This is a genomic window from Bacillus sp. FSL H8-0492, assembly GCF_038006145.1.
GTDB lineage: Bacteria > Bacillota > Bacilli > Bacillales > Bacillaceae_G > Bacillus_A > Bacillus_A mycoides.
This window is the reverse complement of record NZ_JBBOUP010000001.1, coordinates 245663-262508: the sequence shown is the minus strand read 5'-3', so window position 1 is coordinate 262508 and position 16846 is coordinate 245663. Positions and strand designations below refer to the sequence as shown.

At 41.8% G+C, this 16846-nt stretch carries 11 protein-coding genes, 14 tRNA genes and 3 rRNA genes; 2 read left to right on the top strand and 26 right to left on the bottom strand.

Going from position 1 to position 16846, the window contains the following annotated elements:
* Nucleotides 1–29: 29 nt before the first annotated feature.
* On the top strand, nucleotides 30–1952 hold the full coding sequence (locus MHH66_RS01525; RefSeq protein WP_098169066.1) for an ABC-F family ATP-binding cassette domain-containing protein: 1923 nt from the start codon (nucleotides 30–32) through the stop codon (nucleotides 1950–1952).
* A gap of 413 nt (nucleotides 1953–2365) precedes the next feature.
* Here MHH66_RS01525 and tsaD read toward each other — a convergent pair whose 3' ends face one another.
* From tsaD to MHH66_RS01415, 22 genes are all read right to left on the bottom strand, one after another.
* On the bottom strand, nucleotides 2366–3382 hold the full coding sequence (gene tsaD / locus MHH66_RS01520) for a tRNA (adenosine(37)-N6)-threonylcarbamoyltransferase complex transferase subunit TsaD (RefSeq protein WP_002009991.1): 1017 nt from the start codon (nucleotides 3380–3382) through the stop codon (nucleotides 2366–2368).
* Entirely contained in the window at nucleotides 3382–3825 is a 444-nt protein-coding gene (gene rimI / locus MHH66_RS01515; protein WP_002063534.1) for a ribosomal protein S18-alanine N-acetyltransferase, read from the bottom strand. Before rimI ends, tsaD begins: the two co-directional genes overlap by 1 nt.
* A 13-nt stretch (nucleotides 3826–3838) precedes the next feature.
* Entirely contained in the window at nucleotides 3839–4531 is a 693-nt protein-coding gene (gene tsaB / locus MHH66_RS01510; RefSeq protein ID WP_002124827.1) for a tRNA (adenosine(37)-N6)-threonylcarbamoyltransferase complex dimerization subunit type 1 TsaB, read from the bottom strand.
* Nucleotides 4512–4985 carry a tRNA (adenosine(37)-N6)-threonylcarbamoyltransferase complex ATPase subunit type 1 TsaE gene (tsaE, locus tag MHH66_RS01505; RefSeq protein WP_016101417.1) on the bottom strand — a complete coding sequence of 158 codons (474 nt, stop codon included), beginning with the start codon at nucleotides 4983–4985 and terminating at the stop codon, nucleotides 4512–4514. The genes tsaB and tsaE overlap by 20 nt, the downstream gene beginning before the upstream one ends.
* 174 nt (nucleotides 4986–5159) lie before the next feature.
* A tRNA-Asp gene (locus MHH66_RS01500) sits at nucleotides 5160–5235 on the bottom strand.
* 3 nt (nucleotides 5236–5238) lie between these two features.
* A tRNA-Met gene (locus MHH66_RS01495) sits at nucleotides 5239–5315 on the bottom strand.
* A 12-nt stretch (nucleotides 5316–5327) separates the two neighbouring features.
* Nucleotides 5328–5443, bottom strand: a 5S ribosomal RNA gene (gene rrf, locus MHH66_RS01490).
* Between the two features lie 101 nt (nucleotides 5444–5544).
* A 23S ribosomal RNA gene (locus tag MHH66_RS01485) occupies nucleotides 5545–8466 on the bottom strand.
* Nucleotides 8467–8612: 146 nt separating this feature from the next.
* Nucleotides 8613–10164: ribosomal RNA gene (locus MHH66_RS01480) — 16S ribosomal RNA — on the bottom strand.
* Together the 16S, 23S and 5S rRNA genes with 14 tRNA genes alongside form the textbook arrangement of a ribosomal RNA operon.
* A 76-nt stretch (nucleotides 10165–10240) precedes the next feature.
* Nucleotides 10241–10311 (bottom strand) — tRNA-Gly (locus MHH66_RS01475).
* 1 nt (nucleotide 10312) lies between these two features.
* Nucleotides 10313–10389 (bottom strand) — tRNA-Pro (locus MHH66_RS01470).
* Between the two features lie 3 nt (nucleotides 10390–10392).
* Nucleotides 10393–10469, bottom strand: a tRNA-Arg gene (locus MHH66_RS01465).
* 96 nt (nucleotides 10470–10565) lie between these two features.
* Nucleotides 10566–10648 (bottom strand) — tRNA-Leu (locus MHH66_RS01460).
* Nucleotides 10649–10664: 16 nt separating this feature from the next.
* Nucleotides 10665–10737, bottom strand: a tRNA-Lys gene (locus tag MHH66_RS01455).
* A gap of 5 nt (nucleotides 10738–10742) precedes the next feature.
* Nucleotides 10743–10817 (bottom strand) — tRNA-Gln (locus tag MHH66_RS01450).
* Nucleotides 10818–10904: 87 nt separating this feature from the next.
* Nucleotides 10905–10980: transfer RNA gene (locus tag MHH66_RS01445), tRNA-Asp, on the bottom strand.
* 3 nt (nucleotides 10981–10983) lie between these two features.
* Nucleotides 10984–11060 (bottom strand) — tRNA-Met (locus MHH66_RS01440).
* A 24-nt stretch (nucleotides 11061–11084) separates the two neighbouring features.
* Nucleotides 11085–11160 (bottom strand) — tRNA-Val (locus MHH66_RS01435).
* A gap of 4 nt (nucleotides 11161–11164) precedes the next feature.
* Nucleotides 11165–11239, bottom strand: a tRNA-Glu gene (locus MHH66_RS01430).
* Between the two features lie 8 nt (nucleotides 11240–11247).
* A tRNA-Ser gene (locus MHH66_RS01425) sits at nucleotides 11248–11338 on the bottom strand.
* Between the two features lie 3 nt (nucleotides 11339–11341).
* Nucleotides 11342–11416, bottom strand: a tRNA-Asn gene (locus tag MHH66_RS01420).
* A 114-nt stretch (nucleotides 11417–11530) separates the two neighbouring features.
* Entirely contained in the window at nucleotides 11531–11986 is a 456-nt protein-coding gene (locus tag MHH66_RS01415) for a SprT family protein (RefSeq protein ID WP_016095131.1), read from the bottom strand.
* Between the two features lie 210 nt (nucleotides 11987–12196).
* Between MHH66_RS01415 and cmpA the strand changes: the two genes are divergently transcribed.
* Nucleotides 12197–12313 (top strand): cortex morphogenetic protein CmpA, encoded by a 117-nt coding sequence (gene cmpA, locus MHH66_RS01410; RefSeq protein WP_001143642.1) that lies wholly within the window; start codon nucleotides 12197–12199, stop codon nucleotides 12311–12313.
* 57 nt (nucleotides 12314–12370) lie between these two features.
* On the opposite strand, the gene MHH66_RS01405 is transcribed toward cmpA, so the two are convergent.
* The 4 genes from MHH66_RS01405 to alr all read right to left on the bottom strand — a co-directional run bounded on the left by MHH66_RS01405 (nucleotide 12371) and on the right by alr (nucleotide 16731).
* Nucleotides 12371–14539 carry a Tex family protein gene (locus MHH66_RS01405; protein ID WP_078185475.1) on the bottom strand — a complete coding sequence of 723 codons (2169 nt, stop codon included), beginning with the start codon at nucleotides 14537–14539 and terminating at the stop codon, nucleotides 12371–12373.
* 68 nt (nucleotides 14540–14607) lie between these two features.
* Nucleotides 14608–14958, bottom strand: coding sequence for a type II toxin-antitoxin system endoribonuclease NdoA (gene ndoA / locus MHH66_RS01400; RefSeq protein ID WP_000635965.1), 351 nt, complete (start codon nucleotides 14956–14958; stop codon nucleotides 14608–14610).
* Nucleotides 14959–14962: 4 nt separating this feature from the next.
* The gene (locus MHH66_RS01395) at nucleotides 14963–15250 is read right to left on the bottom strand and encodes an antitoxin EndoAI (RefSeq protein WP_000004570.1); all 288 of its coding nucleotides are present in this window, start codon (nucleotides 15248–15250) and stop codon (nucleotides 14963–14965) included.
* 311 nt (nucleotides 15251–15561) lie between these two features.
* Nucleotides 15562–16731, bottom strand: a complete 1170-nt coding sequence (gene alr / locus MHH66_RS01390; protein ID WP_063218183.1) for an alanine racemase — start codon at nucleotides 16729–16731, stop codon at nucleotides 15562–15564.
* Between the last annotated feature and the right edge of the window lie 115 nt (nucleotides 16732–16846).

The following is a 16846-nucleotide window of genomic DNA, read 5'->3' as shown; positions in this document are numbered from 1 at the left end:
AAGTTAAGAAATTATTTGAGGTGAAAACATTGATATTATTACAAGTGAATGGGCTTTCGAAATTATACGGTGCAGAAACGATTCTTGCAAACATAAAATTGGAAGTACAAACAAAAGATCGTATCGCATTAGTCGGACGAAATGGAGCTGGAAAATCTACATTATTAAAAATAATAGCTGGCGAGTTATCTCATGATGGTGGTGAAATTATAAAACCGAAAGATGTCTCAATGGGGTATTTAGCTCAAAATACTGGACTCGAAACGTCTTTAACAATTTGGGATGAAATGTTAACCGTCTTTACACACTTGCAGCAGATGGAGACAAAACTTCGAAGGCTAGAGCAAGAGATGGGAAAAGAAGAAAACTTTTCAAATGCGGCTATATATGAGAAATTATTAGCTGATTATGACCAATTACAATTAGATTATAAAGATCAAGGCGGCTATCAGTACGAAGCGGATATACGCTCAATTTTAAGCGGTCTTGGCTTCCCAGTTGAAACGCATCAGACGAAAATTTCCACATTAAGTGGTGGACAAAAGACTCGATTAGCTCTCGGGAAATTATTATTAACTAGACCAGACTTACTTATTTTAGACGAACCTACAAACCATTTGGATATTGAGACACTAACATGGCTTGAACAATATTTACAAGGCTATCCTGGCGCGATTTTAATCGTTTCCCATGACCGTTATTTCTTAGATAAACTTGTTACACAAGTATACGAAATTTCTAATAAGGAAAGCCGACGATTTGTTGGTAACTACAGTAAATATTTAGACTCAAAATCAGCTCTATACGAGCAAGAAATGAAGCGTTATGAAAAACAACAAGATGAAATTTCTAAACTGGAAGACTTTGTACAAAAAAATATAGCTCGTGCATCTACGACAAAACGCGCTCAAAGTCGCCGTAAACAATTAGACAGAATGGAAGTATTAACTAGACCATTAGGCGATTCTAAATCAGCTTCCTTCCACTTCGATATTGAAAAACAAAGTGGAAATGATGTTTTACAAGTGAAAGATGCAACTATTGGCTATTATCAGGAACCGATTATTGAACATGTAAATATGCGCTTAACTCGCGGTGACAGTGTTGCCTTAGTTGGGCCAAACGGAATTGGAAAATCTACATTATTAAAATCCATTGTGAATAAGTTACAGCTATTACATGGAAACGTTGCTTTCGGCTCAAGTGTATCTGTTGGCTATTATGATCAAGAACAAGCCAACTTAACATCTTCGAAGCGAGTTTTAAATGAATTATGGGATGAATATCCCCTGCAACCTGAAAAAGAAATTCGCACTATACTAGGCAACTTTTTATTCACAGGGGATGATGTACTCAAACCAGTATCTTCTCTTAGTGGTGGACAAAAGGCTCGACTAGCTCTTGCAAAACTTATGATGCAAAAATCCAATTTATTAATTCTCGATGAGCCAACAAACCATCTTGATTTAAATAGTAAAGAGATTTTGGAGAATGCTTTAATTGATTACCCAGGTACTCTTCTATTCGTCTCTCATGACCGCTACTTTATTAATCGCGTAACGACAACCGTTGTTGAGTTATCAACAGAAGGTGCACAAGAATATTTAGGTGATTACGATTATTACGTTGAAAAGAAAAATGAAATGATTGAACGTGCGGAACTAGAGCAAGAAGATGAAGTACCTGTTCAAAAAGTGGTGGCACAAGAAAAATTAAATTATCTCGAAGAAAAAGAACGTAAACAGTTAGAGCGTCAACGTACTCGAAAAATTGAAGAACTGGAACAAAATATCGTAGGCTTAGAAGAAGAAATTGCTACGTTAGAAGACCAACTTTGCTTACCAGAAATATATGCAGATTATGAAAAGGCTAGTGAAATTACAACTAAAAAACAAACACTGCAAGAACAGCTTGAAGCTTGTATGGCAGAATGGGAAGAACTGCATATATAAGAGAATTTAAAAGAGGAGGATGTCTCATAAGTCGGGCTTTTTGACGAGATGACCTCCTTTTTATTTTCTTTTTTGGAATCAATACCATAATAAATGAAATTATACAAACCATTCGACAAGGATTGACAATAGGAGCACCTTATATAATAAGAGGAGGATGTTTCAAAATGTTTTTTGGACATCTCTTTGTTTTTTATTTCCCAAAAAAGAATTTCTTCAAAGGTCAGACTTCCTCTATGTTATCCACAAGGTTATACACATATCCACCTTTATAATATAAACTTCCAAATAACTTTTCCACATTATCCACAACTAGATAAAAAGTTATACACATTTTATGTACACAAAAAAACCCAAATTATCAACAGATAATTCGGGTTTTATCCACAAGCTGTGGTTAATTTTGTGTATAACTATGCTTCAATATCTAATCCTGGATTTGCATTTAAAGCTAATGTAGCGCGTTTTCCTTGTTCGTATGCAATTGTACCTGCAGCCGCAATCATCGCTGCATTATCTGTGCATAAAGATAGAGGAGGAATAATTAGCTCTATATTTTCTTTTTGTGCAAATTCTGCTGCTAAACGTGCACGAAGCCCTTTATTAGCAGCTACTCCACCAGCAAGAAGCACTTGTTTTACATTATAAGCATCTGCTGCACGAGACGCTTTCGTTACAAGTACATCTATTACACTTTCTTGGAAACTTGCTGCTAAATCTTCTGGTGCAATTTCTATACCGCGCTGTTTTGCGTTATGCACAGTGTTGATAACTGCTGATTTCAATCCACTAAAGCTGAAATCATACGAATCAGGTTCTAGCCACGCACGAGGCAAATCAATTGTTGGTTTTCCTTCATGCGCAAGGCGATCAATATGAGGACCACCTGGATAAGGCATTGATAATGTACGAGCTACTTTATCGTAAGCTTCTCCTGCCGCATCATCTCGCGTTTCACCAATCACTTCAAATGAACCATGTTCTTTCATATAAACAAGCTCCGTATGTCCACCGGATACAACAAGCGATAGTAACGGGAATTGTACTTCTTTTACTAAACGATTCGCATAAATATGACCAGCAATATGATGAACACCAACTAGAGGGATATCATGAGCAAAAGCCACAGCTTTCGCTGCATTTACACCTATTAAAAGTGCTCCGACTAAACCTGGGCCTTCTGTTACAGCAATTGCATCAATATCCTCAAAAGTGATATTCGCTTCTTTTAAAGCTTCTTCTAACACAACTGTGATTTCTTCTACATGATGACGGGATGCAATCTCTGGTACTACTCCGCCAAAACGCTTATGACTTTCAATTTGCGATGCAACGACATTCGCAATGATTTCCGTTCCATTTTTAACAACTGCTACAGCTGTTTCATCACAGCTTGTTTCAATACCAAGTATAATCGTATTTTTTTCCATTATATATTCACCCACATTACAAGACCATCTTCCTGATTGTCTGCATAGTATCGTTTACGAATCCCACCATTTTGAAATCCGTATTTTCTGTATAACTGCTTTGCTACTTCATTTGACATGCGTACTTCAAGTGTCATTGTTTTTACTCCTAAACCTTTCGCTTCGGAAATGACTTCTTTTAATAAGGCATCCCCTAGCTTTTGACCTCTGTATTCCGGCAGGATAGCTATATTTGTTACATGTGATTCATCAATAATTATCCACAATCCACAATATCCAATTACGAGACCATCTTTTTCTAGCACGACATAATGTGCATGTTCATTCACCTCTAATTCACGGTGAAAGGCATCTGCAGTCCATGGGGTTGAAAAAGATGCTTCTTCAATAGCTACAATTTGAGCAATATCATCGAGTGCCATCTTTCTAAATATCATATCCATCTTCTGTAGGCCCCTATTGTTTTTGACTTTCTAACCATTTTGTTTCAGCTTCAGCTAAACGAAGATAGCTAGGAACAAACGTATGCACGTCTTGTTCTTCTTTTTGTAATCCTAAAAATGCTAATTCACTTGGTCTTGGGTTATTCTTAGTGAACGGAGCAAATACAGCTTGATCACCTAAATATTCTACAATTGTTTCTTTATGCAATTTAACATCGTTACCAATAAATAAAACAGGCTGTTCTTTATCTTTTAACATTTGCAACCAGTCAACAATAAGAATAATTCGGTCTTCTTCTATTGAAGTTATACGCTCTCCTTCATATGTATATAACCCCGTGTAAATTTGACCACGTCGGCCATCAAATAAAGGACAAATTAGTCCATTAAAATTAGTACCATTTGCAGCCACCACTTCCAAACTTGATACACCTACAATTGGTATTTGAAGTGACCAAGCTAATGTTTTTGCCGCTGTCACACCTATACGAACACCTGTATATGATCCCGGTCCAGCTGCTACAACAATTTTAGTCAATTCTTTCGGTTTTACACCGCATTCTTTTAACAGTTTCTCTACAGCTGGCATAAGACGTACAGAATGGTTTTTTGTTAAATTTGTAATGATTTCCCCAATCACGTTCCCTTCCTCAATAAGGGATACACCCATTACGTAATTTGAAGTATCAATTGCTAGTACTTTCATCTTGTAATAGCTCCTCACATAATCTAATATAGCGATCTCCAATTGGCTCGAGTACAATTTTTCTTGTATCATCTCCAGCATGGAATAAACTAATTTGCAACTTCTCATTCGGTAAATATACTTCTATTAAATGAGCCCATTCTACTACTGTAATCCCTTCACCATAGAAATACTCATCAAATCCTAAATCTTCTTCACTTTCCGCTAAACGATACACATCCATATGATATAGCGGTAATCTTCCTTTATATTCTTTAATAATATTGAAGGTAGGACTATTTACGACTCTTTTCACTCCAAGACCTTTTGCTAGTCCTTTTGTAAAAGTCGTCTTGCCAGCTCCAAGATCACCTTCTAAAATAATTACATCTTTTTCCTTTACAAGTCTCCCTAATTTTTCTGATAATCGCTGGGTTTCTTCGGAAGATTTTGTTGTTATTTCATATTTACTCACAGACTTCACCTACTTTACTCACAATGTTCTCTGCTCTTTATTATACAGGTTTTAAATATATAAAAAAGTCCTTAGGAGTTTTCCTAAGGATAGTTTGACTGTCTTTATTAGTTTTTTGTTAAAACAAATAAAAAAATACGAAACAACTTGTTTCGTTCTTTTCTTTATATAAAATGGCGGTCCCGACCGGGGTCGAACCGGCGATCTCCTGCGTGACAGGCAGGCATGTTAACCACTACACCACGGGACCATTTGGTTGCGGGGACAGGATTTGAACCTGCGACCTTCGGGTTATGAGCCCGACGAGCTACCGTACTGCTCCACCCCGCGATGATATAAATAGCCTGGCAACGTCCTACTCTCACAGGGACAAGGTCCCAACTACCATCGGCGCTAGAGAGCTTAACTTCCGTGTTCGGTATGGGAACGGGTGTGACCTCTCTGCCATCATTACCAGACTATATTCATTTGAGACAAGAATCATCATAACTCATTCGACATTTAAAGTCAATAAGTTTTTTATATTCTCTCAAAACTAGATAACGTTGCTTCATATTATATGGTTAAGTCCTCGATCTATTAGTATTCGTCAGCTCCACATGTCACCATGCTTCCACCTCGAACCTATCAACCTGATCATCTTTCAGGGATCTTACTAGCTTACGCTATGGGAAATCTCATCTTGAGGGGGGCTTCATGCTTAGATGCTTTCAGCACTTATCCCTTCCGCACATAGCTACCCAGCTATGCCCTTGGCAGAACAACTGGTACACCAGCGGTGCGTCCATCCCGGTCCTCTCGTACTAAGGACAGCTCCTCTCAAATTTCCTGCGCCCACGACGGATAGGGACCGAACTGTCTCACGACGTTCTGAACCCAGCTCGCGTACCGCTTTAATGGGCGAACAGCCCAACCCTTGGGACCGACTACAGCCCCAGGATGCGATGAGCCGACATCGAGGTGCCAAACCTCCCCGTCGATGTGGACTCTTGGGGGAGATAAGCCTGTTATCCCCGGGGTAGCTTTTATCCGTTGAGCGATGGCCCTTCCATGCGGAACCACCGGATCACTAAGCCCGACTTTCGTCCCTGCTCGACTTGTAGGTCTCGCAGTCAAGCTCCCTTATGCCTTTGCACTCTACGAATGATTTCCAACCATTCTGAGGGAACCTTTGGGCGCCTCCGTTACACTTTAGGAGGCGACCGCCCCAGTCAAACTGCCCACCTGACACTGTCTCCCGGGTCGATAAGACCCGTAGGTTAGAATTTCAATACAGTCAGGGCGGTATCCCACCAGCGCCTCCACCGAAGCTAGCGCTCCGGTTTCAATGGCTCCCGCCTATCCTGTACAAACTGTACCAAAATTCAATATCAGGCTACAGTAAAGCTCCACGGGGTCTTTCCGTCCTGTCGCGGGTAACCTGCATCTTCACAGGTACTATAATTTCACCGAGTCTCTGGTTGAGACAGTGCCCAAATCGTTACACCTTTCGTGCGGGTCGGAACTTACCCGACAAGGAATTTCGCTACCTTAGGACCGTTATAGTTACGGCCGCCGTTTACTGGGGCTTCAGTTCAGAGCTTCGCTTACGCTAACCCCTCTCCTTAACCTTCCAGCACCGGGCAGGTGTCAGCCCCTATACTTCGCCTTACGGCTTCGCAGAGACCTGTGTTTTTGCTAAACAGTCGCTTGGGCCTATTCACTGCGGCTTTCCGTTAAGAAAGCACCCCTTCTCCCGAAGTTACGGGGTCATTTTGCCGAGTTCCTTAACCAGAGTTCTCTCGCACACCTTAGGATTCTCTCCTCGCCTACCTGTGTCGGTTTGCGGTACAGGCACCTTTTATCTCGCTAGAAGCTTTTCTTGGCAGCGGGGAATCAAAGACTTCGCTCCATAAGGAGCTTCCCCATCACAGCTCAGCCTTCACGATAAGCGGATTTGCCTACTTATCAGCCTAACTGCTTGGACGTGCACAACCAATCGCACGCTTCTTCTATCCTTCTGCGTCCCTCCATTGCTCAAACGATAAAGAGGTGGTACAGGAATATCAACCTGTTGTCCATCGCCTACGCCTGTCGGCCTCGGCTTAGGTCCTGACTAACCCTGAGCGGACGAGCCTTCCTCAGGAAACCTTAGGCATTCGGTGGACGGGATTCTCACCCGTCTTTCGCTACTCATACCGGCATTCTCACTTCTAAGCGCTCCACCAGTCCTTCCGGTCTGACTTCACTGCACTTAGAACGCTCCCCTACCACTGATACCATTGGTATCAATTCGCAGCTTCGGTGGTGTATTTAGCCCCGGTACATTTTCGGCGCAGAGTCACTCGACTAGTGAGCTATTACGCACTCTTTAAATGGTGGCTGCTTCTGAGCCAACATCCTAGTTGTCTAAGCAACTCCACATCCTTTTCCACTTAATACACACTTTGGGACCTTAGCTGGCGATCTGGGCTGTTTCCCTCTTGACTACGGATCTTATCACTCGCAGTCTGACTCCTAAGGATAAGTCATTGGCATTCGGAGTTTGACTGAATTCGGTAATCCGATGAGGACCCCTAGTTCAATCAGTGCTCTACCTCCAAGACTCTTACACTTAAGGCTAGCCCTAAAGCTATTTCGGGGAGAACCAGCTATCTCCAGGTTCGATTGGAATTTCTCCGCTACCCACACCTCATCCCCGCACTTTTCAACGTGCGTGGGTTCGGGCCTCCATTCAGTGTTACCTGAACTTCACCCTGGACATGGGTAGATCACCTGGTTTCGGGTCTACGACCACGTACTAAACGCCCTATTCAGACTCGCTTTCGCTGCGGCTCCGCCTCTTCAGCTTAACCTCGCACGGGATCGTAACTCGCCGGTTCATTCTACAAAAGGCACGCCATCACCCATTAACGGGCTCTGACTATTTGTAGGCACACGGTTTCAGGATCTCTTTCACTCCCCTTCCGGGGTGCTTTTCACCTTTCCCTCACGGTACTGGTTCACTATCGATCACTAGGGAGTATTTAGCCTTGGGAGATGGTCCTCCCAGATTCCGACGGAATTTCACGTGTTCCGCCGTACTCAGGATACATTCAAGAGAGAACGAAGTTTCGACTACGGGGTTATTACCCTCTGTGACGGACCTTTCCAGGTCGCTTCGTCTACCTCGTTCCTTTGTAACTCCGTATAGAATGTCCTACAACCCCAAGAGGCAAGCCTCTTGGTTTGGGCTAGATTCCGTTTCGCTCGCCGCTACTCAGGAAATCGCATTTGCTTTCTCTTCCTCCAGGTACTTAGATGTTTCAGTTCCCTGGGTCTGTCTTCCATACCCTATGTATTCAGGTAAGGATACCATACCATTACGTATAGTGGGTTTCCCCATTCGGAAATCTTCGGATCAAAGCTTACTTACAGCTCCCCGAAGCATATCGGCGTTAGTCCCGTCCTTCATCGACTCCTAGTGTCAAGGCATCCACCGTGCGCCCTTTCTAACTTAACCAAACTAAAATTAAAAAAATATGAGCTACACTGTTATCTAGTTTTCAAAGAACATACATTTAAACTTGAGAGATAGTTCTCTCAAAACTGAACGAAACAAAACAAGTCAACGTTTATTGATGAACTGCGTTCATCAATTCTCCATAGAAAGGAGGTGATCCAGCCGCACCTTCCGATACGGCTACCTTGTTACGACTTCACCCCAATCATCTGTCCCACCTTAGGCGGCTGGCTCCATAAAGGTTACCCCACCGACTTCGGGTGTTACAAACTCTCGTGGTGTGACGGGCGGTGTGTACAAGGCCCGGGAACGTATTCACCGCGGCATGCTGATCCGCGATTACTAGCGATTCCAGCTTCATGTAGGCGAGTTGCAGCCTACAATCCGAACTGAGAACGGTTTTATGAGATTAGCTCCACCTCGCGGTCTTGCAGCTCTTTGTACCGTCCATTGTAGCACGTGTGTAGCCCAGGTCATAAGGGGCATGATGATTTGACGTCATCCCCACCTTCCTCCGGTTTGTCACCGGCAGTCACCTTAGAGTGCCCAACTTAATGATGGCAACTAAGATCAAGGGTTGCGCTCGTTGCGGGACTTAACCCAACATCTCACGACACGAGCTGACGACAACCATGCACCACCTGTCACTCTGCTCCCGAAGGAGAAGCTCTATCTCTAGAGTTTTCAGAGGATGTCAAGACCTGGTAAGGTTCTTCGCGTTGCTTCGAATTAAACCACATGCTCCACCGCTTGTGCGGGCCCCCGTCAATTCCTTTGAGTTTCAGCCTTGCGGCCGTACTCCCCAGGCGGAGTGCTTAATGCGTTAACTTCAGCACTAAAGGGCGGAAACCCTCTAACACTTAGCACTCATCGTTTACGGCGTGGACTACCAGGGTATCTAATCCTGTTTGCTCCCCACGCTTTCGCGCCTCAGTGTCAGTTACAGACCAGAAAGTCGCCTTCGCCACTGGTGTTCCTCCATATCTCTACGCATTTCACCGCTACACATGGAATTCCACTTTCCTCTTCTGCACTCAAGTCTCCCAGTTTCCAATGACCCTCCACGGTTGAGCCGTGGGCTTTCACATCAGACTTAAGAAACCACCTGCGCGCGCTTTACGCCCAATAATTCCGGATAACGCTTGCCACCTACGTATTACCGCGGCTGCTGGCACGTAGTTAGCCGTGGCTTTCTGGTTAGGTACCGTCAAGGTGCCAGCTTATTCAACTAGCACTTGTTCTTCCCTAACAACAGAGTTTTACGACCCGAAAGCCTTCATCACTCACGCGGCGTTGCTCCGTCAGACTTTCGTCCATTGCGGAAGATTCCCTACTGCTGCCTCCCGTAGGAGTCTGGGCCGTGTCTCAGTCCCAGTGTGGCCGATCACCCTCTCAGGTCGGCTACGCATCGTCGCCTTGGTGAGCCGTTACCTCACCAACTAGCTAATGCGACGCGGGTCCATCCATAAGTGACAGCCGAAGCCGCCTTTCAATTTCGAACTATGCAGTTCAAAATATTATCCGGTATTAGCCCCGGTTTCCCGGAGTTATCCCAGTCTTATGGGTAGGTTACCCACGTGTTACTCACCCGTCCGCCGCTAACTTCATAAGAGCAAGCTCTTAATCCATTCGCTCGACTTGCATGTATTAGGCACGCCGCCAGCGTTCATCCTGAGCCAGGATCAAACTCTCCAATAAAGTTAGTTTGTCTAGCATCTAAAAATAAAAATTGACGTTCACGTTGTTTGTTTCGTTCAGTTTTCAAAGAACTAAAAGCGGGTGAAGAGAATCGAACTCTCGACCAGAGCTTGGAAGGCTCTTGTTTTACCACTAAACTACACCCGCGTGGTCGGGAAGACAGGATTTGAACCTGCGACCCCCTGGTCCCAAACCAGGTGCTCTACCAAGCTGAGCCACTTCCCGTTATGGCGCGCCCGAGAGGAGTCGAACCCCTAACCTCTTGATCCGTAGTCAAACGCTCTATCCAATTGAGCTACGGGCGCTTATTCATGATGTTTTTTCGTCGTTGTATTTTGGCGACTCAATTATCTTACCATACTACATTTTCAAATGCAAGTACTTTTTAAAAGATTTTTTGATGCGGCCGAGAGGACTTGAACCTCCACGGGGTTTCCCCCACTAGGCCCTCAACCTAGCGCGTCTGCCGTTCCGCCACGACCGCGCGGAAAAAACAAAAGTGAGCCATGAAGGATTCGAACCTTCGACCCTCTGATTAAAAGTCAGATGCTCTACCAACTGAGCTAATGGCTCGTAAATGGCTGGGCTAGCTGGATTCGAACCAGCGCATGACGGAGTCAAAGTCCGTTGCCTTACCGCTTGGCTATAGCCCATCGAAATAGTTATCTTCTTTTCAAAGACAAATGTTATTTTACCATAATGTCCAATAAAAAACAACTGCTATATAGCAGAAGTTAAAATGGCGGTCCCGACCGGGGTCGAACCGGCGATCTCCTGCGTGACAGGCAGGCATGTTAACCACTACACCACGGGACCATTTGGTTGCGGGGACAGGATTTGAACCTGCGACCTTCGGGTTATGAGCCCGACGAGCTACCGTACTGCTCCACCCCGCGATGATATTATTTATATAATTTATATGGTGGAGGATGACGGGATCGAACCGCCGACCCCCTGCTTGTAAGGCAGGTGCTCTCCCAGCTGAGCTAATCCTCCGAAGTGGTGACCCGTACGGGATTCGAACCCGTGTTACCGCCGTGAAAGGGCGGTGTCTTAACCACTTGACCAACGGGCCAATATGTATGGCAGAGAAGAAGGGATTCGAACCCTCGCACCGCGTTAGCGATCTACTCCCTTAGCAGGGGAGCCCCTTGAGCCACTTGGGTACTTCTCTGTATGGCTCCGCAGGTAGGACTCGAACCTACGACCGATCGGTTAACAGCCGATAGCTCTACCACTGAGCTACTGCGGAATAATGAAGACAATTTGTATCTTATAAAAATTCTCATCGTAAGTCAAGAAGTTTTTTCACAACATCTTGCGCAAACGTGACATGTTTATAATATACTGGATTGCGTTTTCACTGTCAAGATGTTTTCACTACCAGTTTTAGTTGTCCTTTACACTTCCCACATACATATCTTTGTGTATTTATTTGACGTCTTCTTACATATTGAAAAGAACACCCCATACATTCATACATAGAAACTCTTGTTTCCTCCTCACTAATCATTCGTTTACAAAAACGTGGTGCACCTACTTTCTTTAATAACTCACGAAAATCTCTATCTCGATGCTTATACCCTTTTCCTGTGATATGTAAGTGATAATGACAAAGTTCATGTTTAACAATCCCGACTAACTCTTCTTTTCCATATACTTCGTAATATCGATAATTCAATTCTATATTATGATTCTTCAATAGATAGCGCCCACCAGTTGTACGTAACCTACTATTAAACATCGCTTTATGTAAAAACGGCATTCCAAAGCACTGTAACGATACCTCTTCCACTAACCTCTGAATTTCTTGCTCATCCATTCTCATTCCTCCTAAACTAAAAAATATTTCCACACTTTTCTCCCTTCTTATACATATAGTAAATAGTACATATACCCATCCTCATTCAAGAAGCGTGATTTCTAAAAATGCAGCATTGCTAGAAATCCACTCACCAACCTCTCATCAAAGTTACTTTAACTAAAAGGAGCTACTTTTTTTGAGAGCAGGATTAAACAAGGAGGGATTCCTATGCCCACGTGGCTAAAGAAGCAAATGCAACGTGCATATTTTGAGAAAAACCGGTATCAAATCAAGTTACTAAATGAATGCTGGTTTTATTATAGTAAAATACATCAAAGCTCATAATCAATTAAACTTTCCAGTTCATAAAAAAAGAGCAGTTTCATCTGCTCTCTTTTCTTACTATTCAATCGGTAACATTGATAATGCAACACGACCTTTTTTCGTATCAATATCATCTACCCATACCTTTACAATTTGTCCCACGGATACAATATCTAATGGATGCTTTACAAATTGTTTGCTTAGTTTAGAAATATGTACTAAACCATCTTGCTTCACACCAATATCAACAAAGGCACCGAAATCAACAACATTGCGGATCGTTCCCTCTAATTCCATACCACGCTTTAAATCTTCTAATTTTAAAATCCCCTTTTTCAAAAGTGGCTTTGGCAACTCATCCCTCATATCTCGCTCCGGGCTAATTAAAGCATCCATAATATCAACTAATGTCGGCTCACCAATCTCCGTCTCTTGAGATAATTTAGAAATATCTACTCCTTCGAAACTCTTTTGCAAGTTTGGTTTCCCCACATCATTCTTTGATAACCCTAAGCTCTTCAATAGCAATTCAACATTTTTATATTGTTCTGGATGAATCCCTGTGCGATCTAACGGATTCGCTCCTTCTAATATACGTAAAAACCCGATACATTGTTCATATGTTTTTGCACCTAAACGTGGGATTTTCTTTAATTCAGTACGCTTCGTGAATTTCCCATCTTCCTCACGCTTAGCTACAATGTTTTTCGCAACTGTTTTTGATAATCCCGAAACATATTGCAACAATGCAACTGAAGCTGTATTTACATTAACACCAACTCGGTTAACTGCTGTCTCTACTACAAATGTTAATGATTCATTTAATCTCTTTTGAGATACATCATGTTGATATTGTCCCACCCCAACAGATTTAGGGTCAATTTTCACAAGTTCTGCAAGTGGATCTTGTAGACGTCTCCCAATTGAAACAGCACTTCTTTCTTCAACCTGTAAATTTGGAAACTCCTCGCGAGCTACATCAGATGCTGAGTACACACTAGCACCCGCTTCATTTACAATAATGTAAAATACATCTCGCTCTACATTTTGTAATACATCTACTATAAATTCTTCCGTTTCCCTCGAAGCTGTACCATTTCCAATCGCTATCATTTCAACTTCATATTTATCTATAATTGAAATGATTTTCGTTTTTGCATCCTCATATTTACGAGCAGGCGGATGCGGATAAATAACATCTATGTGAAGAACTTTTCCTGTATCATCTACTACAGCTAATTTACAACCGGTTCTATATGCTGGATCTACCGCTAACACAACTTTCCCTTTCATCGGAGGTTGTAATAATAAATTACGTAAATTCTCAGAGAAAATATGAATCGCTTGTTCTTCGGCCGTTTCCATTAATTCTTTACGAATTTCTCTTTCTATTGAAGGTTGAATTAATCGCTTATATCCATCTTCCATCGCTAATTGTACATAATGCGCACTTTTAGAAGCTTCATCAAGAATCATTTTTTTATGTAAAAACTGAAGAATTTCTTCAATTGGCGTGATAACAGAAATTCTTAATACGTCTTCCTTTTCACCACGATTCATAGCTAGTACACGATGCGGCACTACTTTTTGCAACGGTTCTTCATAGCCATAATACATTTCATATATATTCTTTTCATCTTTTTCTTTATCTTTTACAGATGAAGACATAATCCCTTTTCGGAAAGTAGTATTGCGAATCCAACTACGATATGCCGCATTATCCGAAACAAGTTCCGCAATAATATCTTGCGCACCTTGCAACGCATCTTCTGCAGACGCCACTTCCTTTTCTGCATTAACAAATTCTATAGCCTTCTCTGCTGGATTTTCTTTTTTATATAATAATAGCCACTCAGCTAACGGTTCTAATCCCTTTTCTTTAGCAATTGTAGCTTTCGTTCTTCTTTTTTCTTTATATGGACGATATAAGTCTTCTACTTCTTGAAGTTTTGTTGCAGCAACAATATGACGACGCAATTCTTCGGTTAGTTTACCCTTTTCACCAATAAGACGAAGAACCTCTTCTTTCCTATCTTTTAGTTGCATCATATATTGCCATCTTTCTAAGATTGCACGAATTTGCACCTCATCAAGAGACCCTGTCCATTCTTTTCGGTAACGAGCGATAAATGGAACTGTGTTACCTTCTTCTGTTAATTGAATAACATGACGAACTTGCTTTTCTGTAAAGCCTAATTCTTTCACTAACATTTTCATTAACCCTTGTCGATTATCTACCATTTCCATATCCAACCGTAACCTCCTCTATAATAAAAAAAAGTTGCCCTGTAAAGAGAGCAACTTAAACTGCCGATTTAAAAATCTATTAGTCCTAAACTAATTTGTAACGCTTCATCTACACGACTCATCATCACTTCATCCAAATGAGTGATTTTGTCCGTTAAGCGTTGCTTATCGATTGTTCGAATCTGCTCAAGTAAAATAACAGAATCCCTCTCAAAACCGTACTTTTTCGCATCAATTTCCACATGAGTGGGTAATTTCGCTTTTTGAATCTGTGCAGTAATAGCCGCTACAATCACAGTCGGACTAAAACGATTTCCGATGTCATTTTGAATGACAAGAACCGGACGAACGCCTCCTTGCTCAGAACCAACAACTGGGGAAAGGTCTGCAAAATACACGTCGCCGCGTTTTACAATCAAAATATTACCCCCCGCTAACTAAGCGTTCTACTGTATGAGCTGCTTCATACTCTGCTAAGAAAGCTTCAGATGCAATACCAAGATTAATTTTTCCCATTTCAATGTACCCACGTCGCATTGATTCATGTTGGTAGCGTTTCTTCGTCTTATGTTGACGCAATAACAGTTGTGTTGCCTGGCAAATTAGTTCATGGCGATTCTTATTCTCTTGTTTTCCAATTCCGTCCAATTCCGTTACCATTTGCTTTGGCAACCGAACCACGATTTCAGTAGTTACACTTGATTCGGACACAAAAATACACCTCCACCGTCAACTACACACCCAAATATATATATGACACCTATTGTAATAATACCATTGTATGGAGCCTGTTGCAAAGACTTCCTTATTCCTTGCTTATGTTTTCCAATTCATAAATAAAACATTCATCTTCTTTTACTTTTTATCTCTTTCAAACAAGAAATAAAGCAATCCTTCAGTAATATTTCATTGCAACTTATATTAATAACAAGTATAAAAAGAAGCTCACCAGCGAAAAAGAGCCTATTCTTTATTAGTGAAACTCCTCCAAATGACGAGATGCTGAGTAATAATACCTTCTTCTATATATCGTTCAAATAATTGATTACTTCTACAACTTTACCGTGTCGTATAAATATTCTCGGTACACGGAAGCTTATCGTTGCGATAATTTCATAATTAATAGTCCCGGAATATTCAGCAACCTCGGTAGCACTAATATACTCATCACCCTGTCTTCCAATGAGTGTAACTTTCGTACCAAGTGGCACTTCACAAGGCAGATGTATCATGAATTGATCCATTGTTACTCGCCCTACAATCGGTACCCTTTCACCATTTACAAGCACTTCAAATCCTTGTAATCTTCTAAGCCAGCCATCTGCATACCCAATCGCAACTGTCGCAATCCATTCTTCGGTTCTCGTTCGGTATGTGACATTATAACTAATCCCATCCCCTTTAATCACTTGCTTAATATGAGCAACTTTCGTATGAAGTGACAACGCCGGTTCCAATTTAAATGGTAAAAAAGGACGTATTTCTACAGATGGGGATAGTCCATACATCGCAATACCAATTCGCACTGCATTAAATGTAATCCCTTGAAATCTTAACGTTGCAGCACTATTGGCTGTATGGACAAATTTAGGGTTCACTCCAAATTCTTTCAACCAACGTAACTGCTGCAAGAACGTATTATATTGCTTATCAAAGTAAGAAGTCTCAACCTCATCGGATGTTGCAAAATGTGTATATACTCCTTCTAACTCTAAAAATGGCGCGCCTTCTAAACTCTTTAAGAACCCCTTTAATTCTTTTCGTTCGCGTATTCCAATTCTCCCCATACCACTATCAAAATTAATATGGAATTTCATTATTGATGAACCATCCCAAAGCTTTATCGCGTCTTCTACCCATTCTTTTTGAAAAACAGTTAATGCTACATCATTTTCAGCAGCAACATTTACATCACGAGGAGGGGAAGGACCTAATACTAAAATCGGTACAGTAATACCAGCCCTCCGAAGCACTAAAGCTTCATCTAAAAAAGCAACTGCTAATCTTGTTGCCCCTGCTTCTAATGCGGTTTTAGCCACTGGTACATAATCGTGCCCATATGCATTCGCTTTAACTACAGCAAAAATTTCTACATCACTTGGAATGAACTCTTTAATATGCGTAACATTGTTATAGATCGCATCTAAATCCACTTCCACCCACGTGTCACGGTAAAACGGTGCTTCTTCCATAAATACACTTCCTTATACACGATATGCGAAGCTTATTCTTTTATATGCTTCTTTTATGAAATCCACCTTCAAACTAAGAAAAGACGTGGTGCACATATATCACCACGTCTAAGAA